A 16,402-nucleotide genomic window follows, 5' to 3' on the forward strand; every position below is an offset into this window, starting at 1 on the left:
TCATGAAAGCAGCCCCTGAGGCCCAGAAGCGACTGCTCGACCTGGCAGAGCTCGACTCCGTGATCGACCGGCTGGCGCACCGCCGGCGCACCCTGCCCGAGCTCGCCGAGATCGACGAGCGTTCCAAGCTGTACGCCCGGCTCTCGACCCAGGTGATCGAGGCCGAGACCGAGGCGGGCGACCTGACCCGCGAGCAGACCAAGGCGGAGGCCGACGTCGACGCCGTGCGCACGCGTGCCGAGCGCGACCAGAAGCGTCTCGACTCCGGCGCCGTCTCCTCGCCGCGCGATCTGGCCGGCCTCCAGTCCGAGATCGCCTCGCTGCAGAAGCGCCAGGGTGACCTCGAGGAGATCGTGCTGGAGATCATGGAGCGCAAGGAGGCCGCCGACACCAAGGTCGCCGACCTGGTGAGGCAGCGCGACGAGGTCGCCGCCGAGCTCTCTGCCGCCGAGGGCCGCCGCGACAGCGCGCTCGGTGAGATCGACAAGGAGGCGGCCGAGGTCCAGGGCCGCCGCGCCGCCGTCTCCGGCGAGATCCCCGCCGACCTGCTGGCCCTCTACGAGAAGCTGAAGGACCAATACTCCGTGGGCGCGGCCATGCTGCGCGGCGGCCGGTGCCAGGGATGCAAGGTGGCCCTGTCCATCGCCGAGATGAACAGCATCAAGGCCGCCCCGCACGACGAGGTGATCCGCTGCGACGAGTGCCGCCGCATCCTCGTCCGCACACCAGAGTCCGGCCTGTGACGTCCTACATCGTCGAGGCCGACGGCGGCTCGCGCGGCAACCCGGGACCGGCGGGCTACGGCGCGGTCGTCAAGGACGCCTCCGACGGCCAGGTGCTGGCGGAGGCGGCAGAAGCGATCGGCGTCGCCACCAACAACGTCGCCGAATACCGCGGATTGATCGCCGGGCTCACGGCGGTGCTGGAGCTGGCCGGCGACGGGGCCTCGGTGGCCGTGCGCATGGACTCGAAGCTGGTCATCGAGCAGATGGCGGGCCGCTGGAAGATCAAGAACGAAGGGCTGCGCCCGCTGGCCCTTGAGGCGGGGGCGCTGGTCAGGCGGCTGCGGGTGTCGGAGTGGACCTGGATCCCCCGCGAACGCAACAAACACGCCGACCGCCTGGCCAACGAGGCCATGGACGCCGCAGCCAAGGGCCTGACCTGGAAGGCGGGCGGCACCACCCCACCGGAGCCGTCCTCCGGGTGGCGGGAGCCGGACGGCGCGGACCTGACGGACGCGGGAGATCCCTCCGACGCGAGCCGGAAGGCGGGCTCGCGGGCTCGGGCCTCGGCGCCGCCGGTGGCGAGGCAGACGGATCTCCTCGACGTCAGCGACATCTCCGAAATGTCGGCCCCCACTGCCTCCATCGCCACCGCCCAGCGGCTCGGCAAGAACGCCGGTTGGGTCTCGTCCACCAAGGTGGCGACCTCGCTGCTCCTCCTCCGGCACGGCGAGACCGAAATGTCCCTGGAGCGCAGGTTCTCAGGTCGCGGCGACGCCGAGCTCACACCCAACGGCCTGGCCCAGGCGTCGGCGGCGGCCGATCGGCTGTCGCGCGAGCCGTACCGGCTGGACGTGATCGTCACCTCCCCGCTCAAGCGCGCCAGGCAGACCGCGGAGGTGGTCGCCCAGCGCACCGGCCGCGATGTCGAGGTGGACGAAGACCTCAGGGAAGCCGATTTCGGCGTCTGGGAGGGGCACACGTTCACCGAGGTGCAGCGCCGCTGGCCCGCCGAACTGGCCGCCTGGCTCGCCGACCCCACGGTCGCCCCGCCCGGCGGCGAGAGCTTCGCCGTGGCCGCGCTCCGCGTGCAGGCGGCGGGTGAACGCCTGGTCGAACGGTACGAAGGCAAGACCGTGCTGGCAGTCTCGCACGTCACCCCGATCAAGATGCTCCTGCGACTCGCCCTCATGGCGCCGCTGGAGTCCCTCTACCGCATGCATCTCGACCTGGCCTGCCTGTCGCTCATCGACTACTACGCGGACGGGCCCGCCGTGGTGAAGTCGTTCAACGACATCTCCCACCTGCGCTGATGAGCGTGTGCCGGGCCGGATGCCGCCAGAACACCCGGCACGGCACGTCACCTCCGCACGGGCGACGACCAGCCTCGTTCCACCGGGACGATCTCGCCACGGGGCTGGGAACGCGGGAGATTTGGTAACCTCATTCCGACGAGTCGGCCGGGCGGCCGCGTCGGGCTTTCGGGCCCGCCGAGGAAGGTCCGGGCTCCACAGGGCAGGGTGGTCGGTAACGCCGACCCGGGGTGACCCGCGGGAAAGTGCCACAGAAAGCAGACCGCCTCCCGGTCAGCCGGGAGGTAAGGGTGAAAGGGTGGTGTAAGAGACCACCAGCGCCCACGGTGACGTGGGCGGCTCGGTAAACCCCACCCGGAGCAAGGTCAAGAAGGGCGCTCCCCGGAGCGCCCGCGCGCGACGTTCGAGGGCTGTCCGCCCGAGCCGCGCGGGTAGACCGCTTGAGGCCGCCGGCAACGGCGGTCCTAGATGGATGGCCGCCCCTTCGCACGAAGGACAGAACCCGGCCTACAGGCCGGCTCGTCACTCTCCGCCCTCGTGACCAGGGGCCGGACCATGGTGGGAGCGACGTCAAGGAGCTCTCGGAGTCCGGGACGAGGTTGGCCGTACAGGTCAGGGGTGGGCAGTGCTGCCGGCGTTCGAGGCGTGCTCGGGCCCCGGGTGCCGGACAGGCGTGGTCGCGGCGGCGATGGCGGCGGGATCCCAGTAGAACGGCCGGCATTCGAGCATGCGCCCGTGCCGTACCCGGATCAGCTGCATGATCTGCGTGTCGATCTCCTGGCCGGTCGCGCGAGAGCGGAACCGTACGCGGTTTCGCACCACCACCGTGTCCCTGTCGCCCCAGTGTTCCTGCTCCAGGAACTCCATGGATGCCCAGGTCTGGCTGAAAGCGGCCAGGAACCGCTCCATCCCGTCATGTCCTCGCCACGTGCCGGTCCCCGTGAAGGGCAGGCCGGGAGCCTGGTACAGGACGACGTCGGGGTCCAGATACGCGGCTACCTCGTCATAACGGGCGTTGCCGAACCCGCCCGCGGCGACGTACGCGGCCTCGGCCCGGTAGAAGTTCTCCATGACCGCCCAGGCGTCCTGCGATCGCTCCTCCGAGGGGGAGCGGTCAGTCTGCCTCTCGGTCGTGTTCGCTGTGCTCATGACTCCAGTGTCACGGAGGGTGAAGGGACGCGCTGGCGGTCATCGGACGACGCGGCGAGAGCGGTGGTGTCCGAGCTGGCGACATCGGGTTGCCCGCCGGAAGTTCGGCGATCATGGCAGGCCCGTGAGGCGTGACGTCACCGCCGGGCGGAGGCTCTGGCGAGGGCCTGGGTGACGAGCCTGCTCACCCGCTCGATCGCCTTGATCCCCACCCCCATCGAGCTGTTACGCCGGGAGATGACCGCGATGAGAAAGGTGTGACCGCGATCCCGCACCCTGCCGATGCTGTTGACCGTCCACCGCCCTCCGTCCCGTTGCCTGGGCAGCCAGCCGTTCTTCAGCGCGACGTCGGCCTCGCCGCGCCCGGCCGCGCTGACGCCCCACGCCTGCTCCGGAACCACGTTCCGCATCAGGCCCAGCACGTAGCGGCGGTGTTTAGCGGACAAGGGGCTGGTGGTGGACGAGAGCGCCTTGAGCAGCCGGACCTGGTCGGCGGCGCTGGTCGTGGTCGAGCCCCATGCGCCGCCAGGACCGGGACGGGTGTGGCGCAGGCCGAGTTCCTTGTTGGCGGCGGCCAGCCCGGACGACCCGCCGATGGCCGCCCAGAGCGCGGACGCGGCGGCGTTGTCGCTGACCTTGATGGCCTGAGCCGCCGAGCGCCGCTCCCAGGCCGTCAGGCCGCGTCCCTGGCGCTGGGCCCTGAGGAGGAGCGCGATCACGATGTCCACCTTGACGATGCTGGCCGCGGCCGCCCTGAGCCCCCGGTTGTAGGAGTAGGACAGGCCGGTCGGAAGATCCAGTACGGACACCGCGAGCTCACCCGAGACGTCGTCCAGGTAACGGTCCAGCGACCTGGTGAGCGGCTTCCGGTTGGCCGTCGGCGACGGTTCCCTGTCCGGCGCTTCGCTCTCCGGGCGGTCCCTGTCCGGAGGTTCCCTTTCCGGGTGGTTCTGCTCCGGAGCTTCGGCAGGCGGCGACCCCACCGTCACGGAGGCGGGCGTGAGGGTGACGGGCGTGGCGCGTACGCCGCTCGCCGTGAGCACGGCCGGCAGGGCGAGCGCGGCGAGGAGGGGGAGGACGCGGCGGCGCGGCGACGCCCCGGGCTTCGCGGGCACGGCTGCCTACGCGAGAACCGGCGGAAACGACGGTGGGGAAGGGGAAGCGCGGAGAACCATGAGAGGCAGCGTCCCGGAGCAGGTGTTTCCACCGCGTTTGCGATCCGGTCACAGCCTGACAGGCAGGGAACCTCCCGTCCGGGGAGCCAGGGCCGGTGCCGCAAGGCCCGGTGCGAACCTCGCCGGCACCGCCGCGACCCCTGACCCCGGCAGGCCGTCCCGTCAGCGCGGGATCACGCAGAACGGGCCGCCCACGCGGCGAGGATGGCGGCCTCCTTCTCCGGCGCCATCCCGTGCGGGGTCATCTTGCCGTAGGTGCGCTGGTCCTCGGGGATCTCGCGCAACCACGCCCACGTGTCCCGCACGGTCTCGGCCACGGGACGCGTACGCAGCCCGGCCGCCTCCGCCTTGGCCGTCGGCACGGTCCAGAAGTGGCTCGTCTCCGGCGACGGCGGCCCGACCCACAGCGGGAGCTCCACGAACACCCCCGCCCCCTGCTCCACCAGGAATTCGCTGTCCACCCAGACGAACTCCGCGTCGGACCCCGTCGCCTCCTTGCACAACCCCAGCCACTCGCCGAAGGTGGTGTTGCCCGCCGGCCCCGTCACCGTGAACAGAGCCGGCGCGCCGGCCTCGGCCCGGTCGAGGGTGAACGCCGCCACGTCGCGAGCGTCCACCAGCTGCATCGGCGACCCGGGGTCGCCGGGGGCGAGGACCCGCCCGCCGTGCGAGATCCTGGTCAGCCACCACGGCAGCCTGGCCACGTCTTCGTGCGGCCCCAGGATCAGACCCGGCCTGATGATCAGCACGGCGCCGTCGAAGCCCTGCTCGACCGCCCGCTCGCAGCCCGCCTTCAGCTCGCCGTACTCGCCGTCGTCGGGCCCGGCGCCGGGCTCGCACGGCCATCTCGCGGAGTCTTCGGCCGGCCCTGCGGGAAAGCCCTCGGCGGCCGAGATCGTGGACACGAACACGTACGTCCCCGCCCGTCCCGACAGCGCCCGGACCGACTCGCCCACGACCCGCGGCACGTAGCCGGACGTGTCGATGACGGCGTCCCACGACCGTCCGCTCGTCAGCCGTTCGAGGTCGGCGCCCACATCCCTGTCGCCGTGCACGGCCTCGACGCCGGGCACGTCGGCCCCGCTGCGGCCTCTGTTGAACGTCGTGACCTGATGTCCACGGGCCAGCGCCGCCTCCACGACGGCCCGCCCGAGGAACTTCGAACCACCCAGGACCAGAAGTTTCATGGGGTCAATCTTCGCGCGCCATCACCACGTCGCCGGACGTCTTCACGGAGAGCGCAGGACGCAGCGGCGGCACCATGTGCACCCTGGCCGAGCCGATGTCGAAGAAGAGCCCCACCAGTTCGAGTTTCCCGGCCCGCACCTGCTCGTCGACCTTCCGGTACGTCCGCAGGTTCTCCAGCTGCTGCTGCACGTTGACCCGGCACAAGACGTCCAGCGCCCCGCTGTGCAGCCGGTCTCCCTCTCGTTCGATGAACGCGGCCAGGCTGTGGTTGCCGTGCCGCAGCCACCTGCGCAGCCCGGGCAGGCTGCCCGCCTGTACGCCGCCGCTCAGCAGTCCCGCCATCGCGCCGCAGCCCGAATGGCCGCACACCGTGATCGTGTGCACTCCCAGCACCTGCGTGGCGTACTCGATGGCGGCCACCACCGAGTCGTCGTGCGGCTCCGTGCCCCTGCGCGGCACCAGGTTGCCGATGTTGCGCACCGTGAACAGGTCTCCTGGGCCGCTCGCCGTGATCAGCGAGGGCACGATCCTGGAGTCGGCGCACGTGATGAACAGGTGCGACGGCTGCTGCTTGCGGGCCAGCTCGGTGAAGATGGGCCGCACCAGCGGAGCCGTACGCCGGTGGTACTCGCGCGCGCCCTCCGTGAGCCGGCACTCCGACGGTTCGGACGCGTCGGACGGCGACACGGTGGGCAGCCCGGGACGGCTCCGGTGCGCCCATGGCAGCCACCACCGGTCAGGCGCCTTGGGGGGCGACTTGACGGGGAACATCCGCGCGCCGCTGGCCGCCAGCGCGTACCACTCGTCGTGCAGCTCGTCGATGTGGACCGTGCCGCCCATGCGCTCGTGGTCGAGCCGCCAGGAGTGGATGGCCTCGAAGGCTCCGTTGTCCATGAAGTCGATGTTCAGGTCGAGGTCGACGTCCGTGCCCGCGGGGATCGCCCGCAGCTCGTGCGTCAGCCTGGGGACGCCGAGGAACGTGAGCGAGCCCGAGATCGTCACGTGCAGCCGCCCCGGGCGATCCTCGCGCTTGAGCACGGTGACCCATGTCAGCCGGCGCAGCGCTAGCAGCGCGGCCAGCGCGAGCCCTGCCAGCACGCCCTCGGCCAGGCCGAGCAGGATCACCGCGACCATGGTCACGAGGTAGACCGGCACCTCGCCGTGGCCGTGCACCTTCTTGATGTGACCGAGGTTCACCATCTGCACGCCGATGAACACCAGCAGCGCCGCCAGCGCCTCCAGCGGGATCAACCGGATCGACCAGCCGAACCCGAGCGCGAAGACGAGCACCCACACCCCGTGCAGGATCGTCGAGCAGCGAGTACGCGCGCCCGCCCGCACGTTGGTGGTGCTGCGCACGATCACCCCGGCGACGGGCAGGCCGCCGAGCGCGCCCGTGACCATGTTGGCCACGCCCTGGCCGGTCAGCTCCTGGTCGAGGTCGGCGCGCTTGCCTCCGTGCATCTTGTCGGCCGCGACGGAGCACAGCAGCGACTCGCAGCCGGCCAGCAGCGCCACCAGCAGCACCGCCGCCACGACCAGGTGCCAGTCGCCCTGCGGCAGCACGGGGAAGGCCCACTCGCCGACGCTCTCGGACAGGTCGACGCGGGTGACGTCCCAGCCGAAGGCCCAGGCGGTGCCCGCCGCCGCGAGCAGCGCGGCCAGCGGCGCGGGGACCGCCTTGACCGGCCCCGGCAGACGGGTCCACAACGCCAGCACCGTGATGGTGAGCAGGCCGACCGCCACCTTGTGCCCGTGCAGGTCGGCGATCTGGCCGGGCAACTCGATGATGTTGGCCACGGCCGAGCTCTGTGACGTGCCGCCCAGCACCACGTGGAGCTGGGCGAGGGCGATGATCACGCCGACCGCCGCCAGCATGCCGTGGATGACGGCCGGTGACACCGCCAGCGCGGCCCTGGCCGCCTTGAAGATGCCGAGCACGAGCTGGACGGCGCCCGCCAGCAGAGTGATCATGCAGGTGGCCCGCCATCCGTACGTGTGCACGAGATCGAGGACCACCAGGGACAGGCCGGCGGCGGGCCCGCTGACCTGTACGGAGGAGCCGCCCAGTGTGCCTCCCACGATCCCGCCCACCACGGCGGCGATCAGCCCGGAGACCAGGGGGGCTCCGGAGGCCATCGCGATGCCCAGCGAGAGGGGCACCGCGACGAGGAAGACCACGAGCGACGCCGGCACGTCATGCCGGAGCGTGCTCAGCCGGATACGGTGCGTGTCGCGGATCATGGAGCAAACCCTATTGCTCCGTCGACCGCGCTTTAGGCGTGTCTCACGTGGGTTTTACCCATTAATGAGGGCTGCCATCACCGGTAATAGTCGTGCGGGTAGTCCTGTTCCGGGCTCTTCCTGCGGTGGCTGCCTCGGCCGTTGCCCGGGGTGGCCTGGGGTCGTGCTTGCGCGTCGCCGCCGAACGCCTGCCACGTGGTGTCGGAGCCGGCGGCGCCGCCCGCCGGCGGCTCCGGCCATGCCCCTGCGGCGGGGCTCGTGGTGATGTCGCCCGTCTCGTACGCGAACGAGGACGGCTGCGGAGCAGGGGCGGGTGTGGGCGTGGGAGCGGCGAGCACGTCGTCGTAGGCCGAGACCGTCCTGCCGGGCGCCGTCGGGGTGCCGGTGGCGGGGGAGGGACCGGTGAGGGGGGCGGAGTCGTCGGCCACGGCCCAGCCCGCGCTCACTTCGTAGGAGGCGGGGTAGGCGGCACGCTCGGCGGGCTGATCGAACGCCGGCCACGAGCCGACAGCGCCGAACGAGGTCGCCGGGGAGGGGCCGTCGAGGACGTCGGGCGTGGACGCCGGCCACGAGCCCGACGACGGGCCGGATGACGGGCCGGTCGCGGGCGGGTTGGTCCAGGTGGTGTCGAGCGGGTCGGCCACGCCGTTGTAGGCGGGGAACGGGTCGCTCGTCGGCGCGCCGTGGATGGGGGTGGGCTGCGCGGCCGGGAAGTTGCCGCTCGAGGTGGGGCTGACGGCGGGGAACGAGCCGCTGCCACCGGCCGGGGTCGCGGGGAACGAGCCGCTGCCCAGGGGGCCGCCGCTGTTGGTGGAGAGCGAGCCGTTGCCGCCGGTCGCGGGGAACGAGCCGCTGGTGGTGGGCGCCGGATAGGTGGTGTTGGACGACACCGGGACCGGGGACGTGGAGGGAGCGGGGTCGGCGGGCCGGGCGGGGGGAGGCACCGGCTGGGCGCCCGGGGCGAGGATGCTCATCACGTCGCCTGGAGGCGCCGAGAAGGTCACGGTGCGCTGGTCGGCCAGCTCGGCCTGCGCAGGGACGGCTGGCTTGGCCGGTTCGACCAGGTCGGCGAGGCCGGAGGGGTGATGGGAGGAGTGGTTGGAGGCGGCCGGCTGGCGCTGCGGCAGCGGGCCCTGGACGGTGGTCGCGTCGGGGTCGACGGAGGCCGCCACGGGCCGCGGCTTGGCGGCGCGCTTGCCTGGACGCTCCGAGCGGCGCTCGGCGGGCCGGCTCGCCTGCCGCTCCGCGGGACGCTCGCCCCCGGACGCGGCGGGACGCTCGGCGCGGCGCTCTGCCCGGCGCCCGGTGGGACGCCCGGTCGGATTCCCGGTTGGATGCTCAGCTGGATGCCCGGTGGGGTGCTCGGTGGGGTGCCCGGTGGGGTGCCCGGTGGGGTGCCCGGTGGGGTGCTCGGTGGGACGCTCGCGTTCGACGGGGCGGGAGGCGCCCTTCCTGGCCGCCACGGTGCCACCCGCGCCGAAGCCGCCCTCCTCCGCGTCGCTGCGGATGTTGGCCCAGAACTCCTCGTCCTCGTCGTCGGACGTCGGGTTGCCCCATTCGTCGACGCCACGCCGGCCACGCTGACCGGTGCGCACCGGTTTCGGCGCCTTCGGCTGGTCGATCGGGCTGAAGTCGGGGCTGAAGTTGTTCATCCGCGGTTCGTGCGCGGCGAACTCGTCCGTGGACCGAGCGTGGGTCGACTCCTCCTTCTCGGCCATCTCCTTCAGCCGTTCCGGAGGAAGCGAGCTCTCCCGGCGGTTCATCGAACGCATGCCCAGTGCCACGACGACGAGCACGAGGAGCACGACAGCGACCAAGCTCACTACGACCGCGATCATTGCACCACCCTCAAAGCCATGGCCTCCCTTTGGCACCGATGAGATCGCGCGGCCATCGACGCGATCTGCCCCCTTTGATCACCAGTGCCTAACGATTGGATCTGATTCTGTCGGACCACTATGAGCGTTGTCACACCCTACGTGAAGAATTGGTACATCAGTGCTACACGTCGTGTTCGACCCCTTACTGAAGGTCGACCGCGGTGAGCCGCCCCCGGGCTATGGTCTGGTCCGCGATCTGCTTCAAGATCTCGGGAAGGTCGAGGGGAGGGGCTCCCTCCCGCCTTTTGACCTTGCCGTTCAGCGTGTAGACGGTGAAGCGGTAGCTGCCCGCATCGCAGGGGGGATCGTAGCCCGCCTTCCCACTCGGCAAGGGCGCCTGCCCGACCCCTTCCGGGGGCTCTTCGGCGGCGTTGGGGCCCAGCTCCGTCGTGGTCGCCGGGATGTTGTAAAGCACCCAGTGCACGGTGGACGTCGATGATGTATGGCTGTCGACCACGATCGCGATCGACTTCGCCTTGGACAGCGGCTGGCTCGACCAGCGCAGCGGCGGGCTGCCCTGGGTGCCCTTGCAGGAGTAATCGCGCGGCAGCGGCTCGCCCTCGCGCAACTCCGGGCTCGAGACATTGACCTCCGCGATGTCCTCGGCCTGTGATCTGCCGATGAGGCTGCTGCAGCCCGACAGCGCGAACGCGACGGTCACCGCTGTCACACTGACAACGATGCGGCGCACGCGTGTCGCCGTGTTACACAGCCCCATGACGGACGATGCTACGCGGGTCTCGGCGGTGTGCAGACCGTTTCCCGATGGTCGGTGGCCGGTAAAGGATCCGAAACCGGTCAGAATCACGGCATCCCGGCCGTGAGGTTGGACACAAGGACGCCCCTCCACTTCTGGAGGGAACCGAATCGGGCTACCCTGCGGGACCCTTTCTGGCCTGCTGGTTCACTGTGACGGGACTTGGGGTGCAATCTCGTACGGTGATCCGACAAGACGGACATCGTGCCGGTTGCCGCCCACGTGGAAAAATCAGGTGCGCCAGATCGTTCCTGACGGTAAAGAGAAGGGCGATCAGGCGTCGCGGTGCGGGCGCGAACGGCGGCCGCCACGTGCGTGAGGGCGCTCGCGCTGAGGTGCGGTCCTGCGCTCGCCGGACCTGGCTGGCACGTACGTGGCGCCGCCGACGTGGCCAGGCTCGACAGCCTGCGGCCGGCCGCCACCGAGCATGGCACCTGCCCATGAAGGCCGTCGGCAGACACGCCGGGACGGCCGGTCGATCTTTACCGCCCGCGAGCCGATCTCCATGCCTGATTCGCGCCCTAAGCTGGTCTTGTGACCTCATCAGGCCCGATCCGCGATCCGGCGAATCGCGTTTCGCCCAAGGCCATCCGCCTGTGGCTGTTCGAGTCGTTGATCGCGTTCGTGTTCTTCCTCGGCGGCTCGCTCCTGGTGTCCGGGTGGCTCGACGGCAGCCAGTGGTGGTGGGTCCCCGGCTGGTACGCCGACAACTCCTGGCTGCTGCCGACCGCGGTGGTGGTGCTGCTCCTGCCGTTCCTGGTGGCCGAGCCGTTCGTACGGTACGCCGTGCACCGCTGGGAGCTCTCAGGCGACGTCGTCTACGCCAGGTCGGGTTTCCTGACCAGGGAGTGGGTGTTCGTGCCCGTGAGCCGCATCCAGACGGTCGACAAGGGGCAAGGGTGGCTGGAGCGGATGCTCGGTCTGGCCACGCTGGAGATCCGCACCGCGTCCCATGCCGGCTCCTCGACGATCAAGGGTCTCGACCACGGCGTGGCGGCCGGGCTCGCGGAGCAGCTCGCGCACCGGGCGGAGCAGCTCAGGGACGACGCCACATGACCGTGCCCGGACGGCCAGAGGAGATGCGATGACCGGCCACGGCGCGCCTCACGACGGTCCCGAGCCCTCGCCCGGCGGCCCGCCTCCGCCGGACGAGGCCACAGCGCCGGACGCGCAGGGCCGGCCCGCGCCCGAAGGCGGCGTCCACCCCCGACCGGCGTCCTCCCGGCCCTGGGCCGAGGGGCCGCACCCGGAAGACGGTCCTCCCGCGGCCTCTGGCGGCGGTCCTCGGCCCCCGGCCCGCGCGCCGCTGCGGCTGAGCCCCAAGGTGCTGCTCATCGATCCGGTGCGCATGCTGCCCTCCCTCCTGCTCCCCCTGGTCGGCGTCCTGTTCGTGGGCGGCTTCTCGGCCCGCTCGTACGGATGGGCGGCCATGGGCGTGGTCGGCACCGTGGTGTTCGCGATCATCAGGTGGGCCACCTTCACGTACGAGATCGTCGGTGACCGCCTGGAAACGAAACGTGCATTGATCAGCCGGTCCGTCCGTACCATCCCGCTGGAGCGGATCCGCGGCGTCGACGTGTCCACACCGCCCATGCACCGGCTGCTCGGCCTGTCCGTACTGAAGATCGACACAGGGGCGAGCGGCGGCGACGAGGAGGCCGAGCTCAACGGGGTCTCCCTGGCGGAGGCCGAACGGCTCAAAGCGGTTCTCCTGCGCCGCGCGGCCCGCCCCGTCGGCCGCGAGCCCGGCGTCCAGGAGGCGGAGCAGGCCGAACGGGAGATCATCCGCATCCCGCGCAGGTGGCTGCTGTACGGGCCGCTGTCCGGCGCGTACCTGCTCACGCCCTTCGCGCTCCTCGGCGGTGCGGTGGGGCTGGCGTTCCAGTGGGGGGACGACCTGGGATTCGGCCGGGACGCCGCCCTGACCGTCGGGGAGTGGTTCTGGCAACGCCCCTACCTGCTGCTCGTCGCGGCGCTGCTGCTGGTGCTGGCGATGCCGTTCGTGGGCGGGCTGATGTACGCCGTCTTCAACTGGGACTTCTCCCTCAAACGGCGCGGTCGCCACCTCGTGGCCGAGCGAGGGCTGATCAACCGGCGGAGCGTGTCGCTGGAGTCGGCGCGCGTACGCGGCTACGAGATCGTCGACGGCCTCGCCGAGCGGTGGGCCCGCGTCGTACGCGCCTGGGCCATCGTGACCGGGCTCGGCGACTCGGAGACCCGCGGGCAGCTCCTGCCCGACGTTCCCCGCGCCGTGGCCTTCCAGGTGACCGGCGACGCGATCGGCCCCTTCCGCGCCCGGCTGCGCCCCCACCCGCCCGTGGCCCGCCGGCGGCGCCTCTTCCGCGCCGTCGCCCCCTGGCTCCTGCTGGTGGCGGTGAGCCTCGCAGGCATCTGGGCGACCGGCTCGGTGGTGTGGCAGATCCTTCTGGTGCTGGCGTTTCTGCTGGCCGCCGCGGGGGTTCCCCTCGGGCTCGACCGGTACGCGTCGCTCGGGCACGGCTACGACGGGGCGCGCCTGTCGGTGCGTTCAGGATCGCTGCGGCGCTCCCAGGCCGTGGTCGAACGCCGGGCGGTGGTGGGCTGGCGGCTGCGCCAGACGTGGTTCCAGCGGCGAGCCGGCGTCCTCACGCTGATCGCCGGGGTGGGAGCGGGCAAGGGCGGTTACTCGGCGCTCGACGTGTCGGAGGCGCAAGGGGCCGGTTTCCCCGCCGAGGTGACGCCGGAATGGCTCGCGCCCTTCCTCGAACCACCACCCCCACCCACCCGCTGACCGCCACCCACCCGCTGACCGCCACCTGCTCGCTGGCCGCCGGCGTGCCCACCCGCGCGCGGCCTGATCAGTCCTGGCGGCGGGCGCCGAACATGATCTCGTCCCAGCTCGGGACCGAAGCCCTGCGGCCCCTGGAGCCCTTACGCGCCGGGCGGGCGGCCGGAGCCGGGGGCGGGGACGGTATCGGCACGGCCGGCTCGTCCTTGCCCTTGCCCTTGTCGGTGTCCTTGCCCGCGCGGGCCGCCGGCACCGACGGCTTCGGCTTGGGGCTCGGAGCGGGTTTCGGCTTGGGCGCCGGAGGCTTCGCCTCCCTGGCGGCCTCCTCGGCCTCGTCCGTCCTTCCCTCGGCCTCGTCCGTCCTTCCCTCGGCCTCCTCGGTCCGGGCCTCGGCCTCGGTCGCGGTCCCGGTCTCAGGGGCGGCGGGCTGAGCACTCGACGAGCGAGCATCCGCCGACCCCGATTCCTCGACCTCCGCCTGGGCGTCGGCCTGGACACTTGCCTCAGTGCCGGCCTGGGTCTCCGGCCGGGTGCCGCTCTGCGGGTCGGCGGCCTTGGCGCCGGTGGCTTCGGTGGTGGTGGGCTCGGTGGTGGTGGGCTCGGCGTCTCCGCTGCCGGGCGTCTCGGTCTCGGCGACCGCCGGCCCTTGGGCATCCGAGGTCGTGGTGTCGGTCGTGCCGGGCGTCGCGGTCGTGTCGGCGTTCGATGTTGTGGCAGCGGTGGCGCCGGAGGTCGTGGCTTCCGTGGTGTCAGGCGTTTCGGCTTCCGCGACGCGCGGCGTCTCAGCCATCGTGGTTGCGCGCGTCCCGGCTTCCGTGGTGCCTGGTGTCTCAGCCTCCGCGGTGCGGGGCGTCTCGGTCTCCGTCGCGGCCTTCGCGGCGTCGGTGGGCGTCGCGTCCGAGCCGCTGGGTGTTTCAGCCGGGGTTTCGGCAGGCTCCGCGGCGTCCGCGGCGGTCGCCCTGTCCGCGGCGGCGGTCGCCGCGGCCGGGCCTGCCGGGATCGTCGGGTCGGCCGGGCCCGCCGGGCTCGTCGGGTCCGTCGGGTCCGTCGGGATCGTCGGGTCCGTCGGGATCGTCGTATCCGTGGCGGCCGTCGGGTCGGCCGGGTCCGTCAGGTTGGTCGTGTCCGTGGCGGTCGGTGCGGACGTCGTGTCCGCGCCGGACGGTGCCGTTTCGGCAGGTGCGGGAGCCTCCTCGGCGGCGACGGACGGTGCTGTGGCCGTTGCCGCCACGGTGCTCGGCTGGACGGTTTCCTCTGTGAGGGCCGACTTGTCGGACCCGGCGGCCGGTGAAGGCGTGGCGCCGGACTCCACGGTGGCGGCCGGTGCGGTGCCCGGCTCCGTCGTGGCGGCCGGCGCGGCGCTCGGCTCCGGCGCGGCGGCCGGTGCCGTGGCCGAACCCGGTGCGGTGGCCGAACCCGGAGTCGGTGCGCTGGCCGGCGGGGATGCCGGTTCGGCGGCCCGCTCTGGCGCAGGGACGTGCGTGACGGCCCCGTCCTGGGCCGCTGCGGGCCGGTCGGCAACCGTCGTCTCGCCGGGCCCGGCAGGAGACGCCGTCTCCGCCTCCTGAACCGCCGTCTCCGCCTCCTGAACCGCCGTCTCCGCCTCCTGAACCGGCGTCGCCGTCTCCGCCGGCGGAACCGCCGCTTCCTGGGCGGCCTGCGGGAACGCTTCCTGGGTGGGCTGCGGGGCCGCTTCTGGGCGGGCACTCCGCTCCGGGGAGGTCTCGGCCTCGACGGAGGCAACCGTCTCCGCGGAGGGCCGGGTCTCCGCAACCGGCCGGGCGGACGGTTGCGCCTCCCAGGTCGGCTGGGTGGCGGGCTCGTCCGGGGAGACCGGCTGGGCCGTCGCCTCTTCGGCGACCTCCGGGTGCGGGGACGCCGGTGGTGGCGTGGCGGAAGCGGGCGCGGCGGGTGCGTAGATGGCGTCGGTGTCACGCTCACCCGCGCGCCCGGGGCCGAAGTCGGGCCGCCACGTCGAAGACCCGCCGCGGCGGGAGGAGGTGTCGCCGGGGCGGGTGTGGCCGGTCTCGCGAGCGGGAGGCTCGGGACGGAAGGACTCCCGAGACGGGGGCTCCTGGCGGTGGCCTGGGTCCCGCAACGGAGGACGGCCGGGCTCGGGCGACGGCTCCCGCCGAGGGCTCGCCTGCCCGGCGGGGTCGTGGCCGAAGGCGGGCTCGCGCGAGGGCGGGGCCTGGCGGTGGCCGGGGTCGTGGGCCGGTTCGTGGCGATGGGCCGTCCCGCCCGGCGGATCGTGACGGGAGGAGGAGCCGTGGGTGTCGGACGGCTCCCACACCGGGGCAGGCTCGCGCGGAGGAGCGGCCCGGTCGAAGGGCGTCCCGGGCGGGGGCGCCTCACGGGACGCGGCGTCGCGCGACGCCGTGCCACGGGAAGGCGTCTCGCGGGACTGCGGCTCCGAAGGCCGCGCGTACGCCGTCTCGGACGACCTCGGCGGCGGGTTGTAGCCGACCGCGGGCTCCTCCGGCTCGCGCCGCGACACTGGGGGGAACGGCAGCGCGTCGGAGGACAGTGGCGGCACCGGCTGCAGCTTGGCCACCCGCGGCGCGAACGGCGTCACCGTGGTGTCCTCGACCACGGTCGGCTCGGGGTCGAAGTCGGCGGACGACAGGCGCAGGGCCTCGTCGTCGTGGGGGGTCACGTGGCGCTTGCGCGGGTCGAAGAGCCATTCGGCGTGACGGGTGTGACCGTTCCACACGTAGCCGAGCTTGACCCGCCACAGGCCGTCGTCGCGCTTGGCGGAATCCCAGTCGATCTCGTCGGTGGGCACGCCGCGCCTGGTCAGGCGCTCGGCGACGAGGTCGCCGAGGGTCGGGCCGGGCGAGGACTCGCCGGGCATGCGCACGGACACCCGCTGCGCCTGCTGGGCGACGTATTCGCGCTCCTGCAGCACCGGCCCCTCGAACCAGCGGACTCGCTCGACCGGGATCCCGGCGGTCGCGGCTATCTCCTCCGCCGTCTCTCCGGCGCGGATGCGGGCCTGGATCTCCTTGGGGCGCAACGGACTCTCCACTTCGATCTCGTACTGGCCGAGACGGGAGAAGTTGCCGCGGACGGCAGCACGGAGCCGGTCGTCCACGGGAAGCGTGAAGCGCGTACCCCGCCCGGCAGTAGCCAGCACGAGATAGGTGCCGTCCTCACTCACCGCGACGAGTCGGAGCTCCTGCATGCGAGTCCTTTCGTCAGCGTCGC

Annotated in this window: 11 protein-coding genes and 1 other RNA gene; 5 read left to right on the plus strand and 7 right to left on the minus strand. The window is 72.4% G+C overall.

Annotated features, from left to right (window positions below; all coding sequences use genetic code 11):
- The first annotated feature begins 2 nt into the window (after positions 1-2).
- The 3 genes from ACZ6SA_RS29385 to rnpB all read left to right on the plus strand — a co-directional run bounded on the left by ACZ6SA_RS29385 (position 3) and on the right by rnpB (position 2,561).
- Positions 3-743: a zinc ribbon domain-containing protein gene (locus ACZ6SA_RS29385; RefSeq protein ID WP_443151123.1), complete on the plus strand. Its 741-nt coding sequence runs from the start codon at positions 3-5 to the stop codon at positions 741-743.
- Positions 740-2,035 carry a bifunctional RNase H/acid phosphatase gene (locus ACZ6SA_RS29390; RefSeq protein WP_347646859.1) on the plus strand — a complete coding sequence of 432 codons (1,296 nt, stop codon included), beginning with the start codon at positions 740-742 and terminating at the stop codon, positions 2,033-2,035. The genes ACZ6SA_RS29385 and ACZ6SA_RS29390 overlap by 4 nt, the downstream gene beginning before the upstream one ends.
- A 139-nt stretch (positions 2,036-2,174) precedes the next feature.
- Positions 2,175-2,561: RNase P RNA component class A (gene rnpB, locus ACZ6SA_RS29395), an RNA gene on the plus strand.
- Positions 2,562-2,647: 86 nt separating this feature from the next.
- On the opposite strand, the gene ACZ6SA_RS29400 is transcribed toward rnpB, so the two are convergent.
- The 6 genes from ACZ6SA_RS29400 to ACZ6SA_RS29425 form a co-directional block, all read right to left on the minus strand.
- Positions 2,648-3,184 (minus strand): nuclear transport factor 2 family protein, encoded by a 537-nt coding sequence (locus ACZ6SA_RS29400; protein WP_347646858.1) that lies wholly within the window; start codon positions 3,182-3,184, stop codon positions 2,648-2,650.
- Between the two features lie 137 nt (positions 3,185-3,321).
- Positions 3,322-4,299: a serine hydrolase gene (locus tag ACZ6SA_RS29405; protein ID WP_347646857.1), complete on the minus strand. Its 978-nt coding sequence runs from the start codon at positions 4,297-4,299 to the stop codon at positions 3,322-3,324.
- Between the two features lie 233 nt (positions 4,300-4,532).
- Positions 4,533-5,546 carry an NAD-dependent epimerase/dehydratase family protein gene (locus ACZ6SA_RS29410; protein WP_347646856.1) on the minus strand — a complete coding sequence of 338 codons (1,014 nt, stop codon included), beginning with the start codon at positions 5,544-5,546 and terminating at the stop codon, positions 4,533-4,535.
- Positions 5,547-5,550: 4 nt separating this feature from the next.
- Positions 5,551-7,791, minus strand: a complete 2,241-nt coding sequence (locus ACZ6SA_RS29415; RefSeq protein ID WP_347646855.1) for a SulP family inorganic anion transporter — start codon at positions 7,789-7,791, stop codon at positions 5,551-5,553.
- A 77-nt stretch (positions 7,792-7,868) separates the two neighbouring features.
- The gene (locus tag ACZ6SA_RS29420; protein ID WP_465831714.1) at positions 7,869-9,629 is read right to left on the minus strand and encodes a hypothetical protein; all 1,761 of its coding nucleotides are present in this window, start codon (positions 9,627-9,629) and stop codon (positions 7,869-7,871) included.
- Positions 9,630-9,813: 184 nt separating this feature from the next.
- On the minus strand, positions 9,814-10,332 hold the full coding sequence (locus ACZ6SA_RS29425) for a YbhB/YbcL family Raf kinase inhibitor-like protein (protein WP_465831716.1): 519 nt from the start codon (positions 10,330-10,332) through the stop codon (positions 9,814-9,816).
- A gap of 630 nt (positions 10,333-10,962) precedes the next feature.
- Between ACZ6SA_RS29425 and ACZ6SA_RS29430 the strand changes: the two genes are divergently transcribed.
- Positions 10,963-11,484, plus strand: a complete 522-nt coding sequence (locus ACZ6SA_RS29430; protein WP_465831719.1) for a PH domain-containing protein — start codon at positions 10,963-10,965, stop codon at positions 11,482-11,484.
- Between the two features lie 28 nt (positions 11,485-11,512).
- A complete protein-coding gene (locus ACZ6SA_RS29435) occupies positions 11,513-13,198 on the plus strand; it encodes a PH domain-containing protein (RefSeq protein ID WP_465831721.1) in 1,686 nt (561 codons plus the stop codon).
- A gap of 67 nt (positions 13,199-13,265) precedes the next feature.
- Here ACZ6SA_RS29435 and sepH read toward each other — a convergent pair whose 3' ends face one another.
- Positions 13,266-16,379, minus strand: coding sequence for a septation protein SepH (gene sepH / locus ACZ6SA_RS29440; protein ID WP_465831723.1), 3,114 nt, complete (start codon positions 16,377-16,379; stop codon positions 13,266-13,268).
- Positions 16,380-16,402: the final 23 nt, after the last annotated feature.

Source organism: Nonomuraea sp. NPDC049378, assembly GCF_055586745.1.

Excerpts from the sequence above, each read along its gene's own strand:
- ACZ6SA_RS29385 (WP_443151123.1), top strand. The coding sequence starts at position 3 with ATGAAAGCAGCCCCTGAGGCCCAGAAGCGACTGCTCGACCTGGCAGAG.
- ACZ6SA_RS29400 (WP_347646858.1), bottom strand. The coding sequence starts at position 3,184 with ATGAGCACAGCGAACACGACCGAGAGGCAGACTGACCGCTCCCCCTCG.
- ACZ6SA_RS29435 (WP_465831721.1), top strand. The coding sequence starts at position 11,513 with ATGACCGGCCACGGCGCGCCTCACGACGGTCCCGAGCCCTCGCCCGGC.
- ACZ6SA_RS29410 (WP_347646856.1), bottom strand. The coding sequence starts at position 5,546 with ATGAAACTTCTGGTCCTGGGTGGTTCGAAGTTCCTCGGGCGGGCCGTC.
- ACZ6SA_RS29420 (WP_465831714.1), bottom strand. The coding sequence starts at position 9,629 with ATGATCGCGGTCGTAGTGAGCTTGGTCGCTGTCGTGCTCCTCGTGCTC.
- ACZ6SA_RS29415 (WP_347646855.1), bottom strand. The coding sequence starts at position 7,791 with ATGATCCGCGACACGCACCGTATCCGGCTGAGCACGCTCCGGCATGAC.
- sepH (WP_465831723.1), bottom strand. The coding sequence starts at position 16,379 with ATGCAGGAGCTCCGACTCGTCGCGGTGAGTGAGGACGGCACCTATCTC.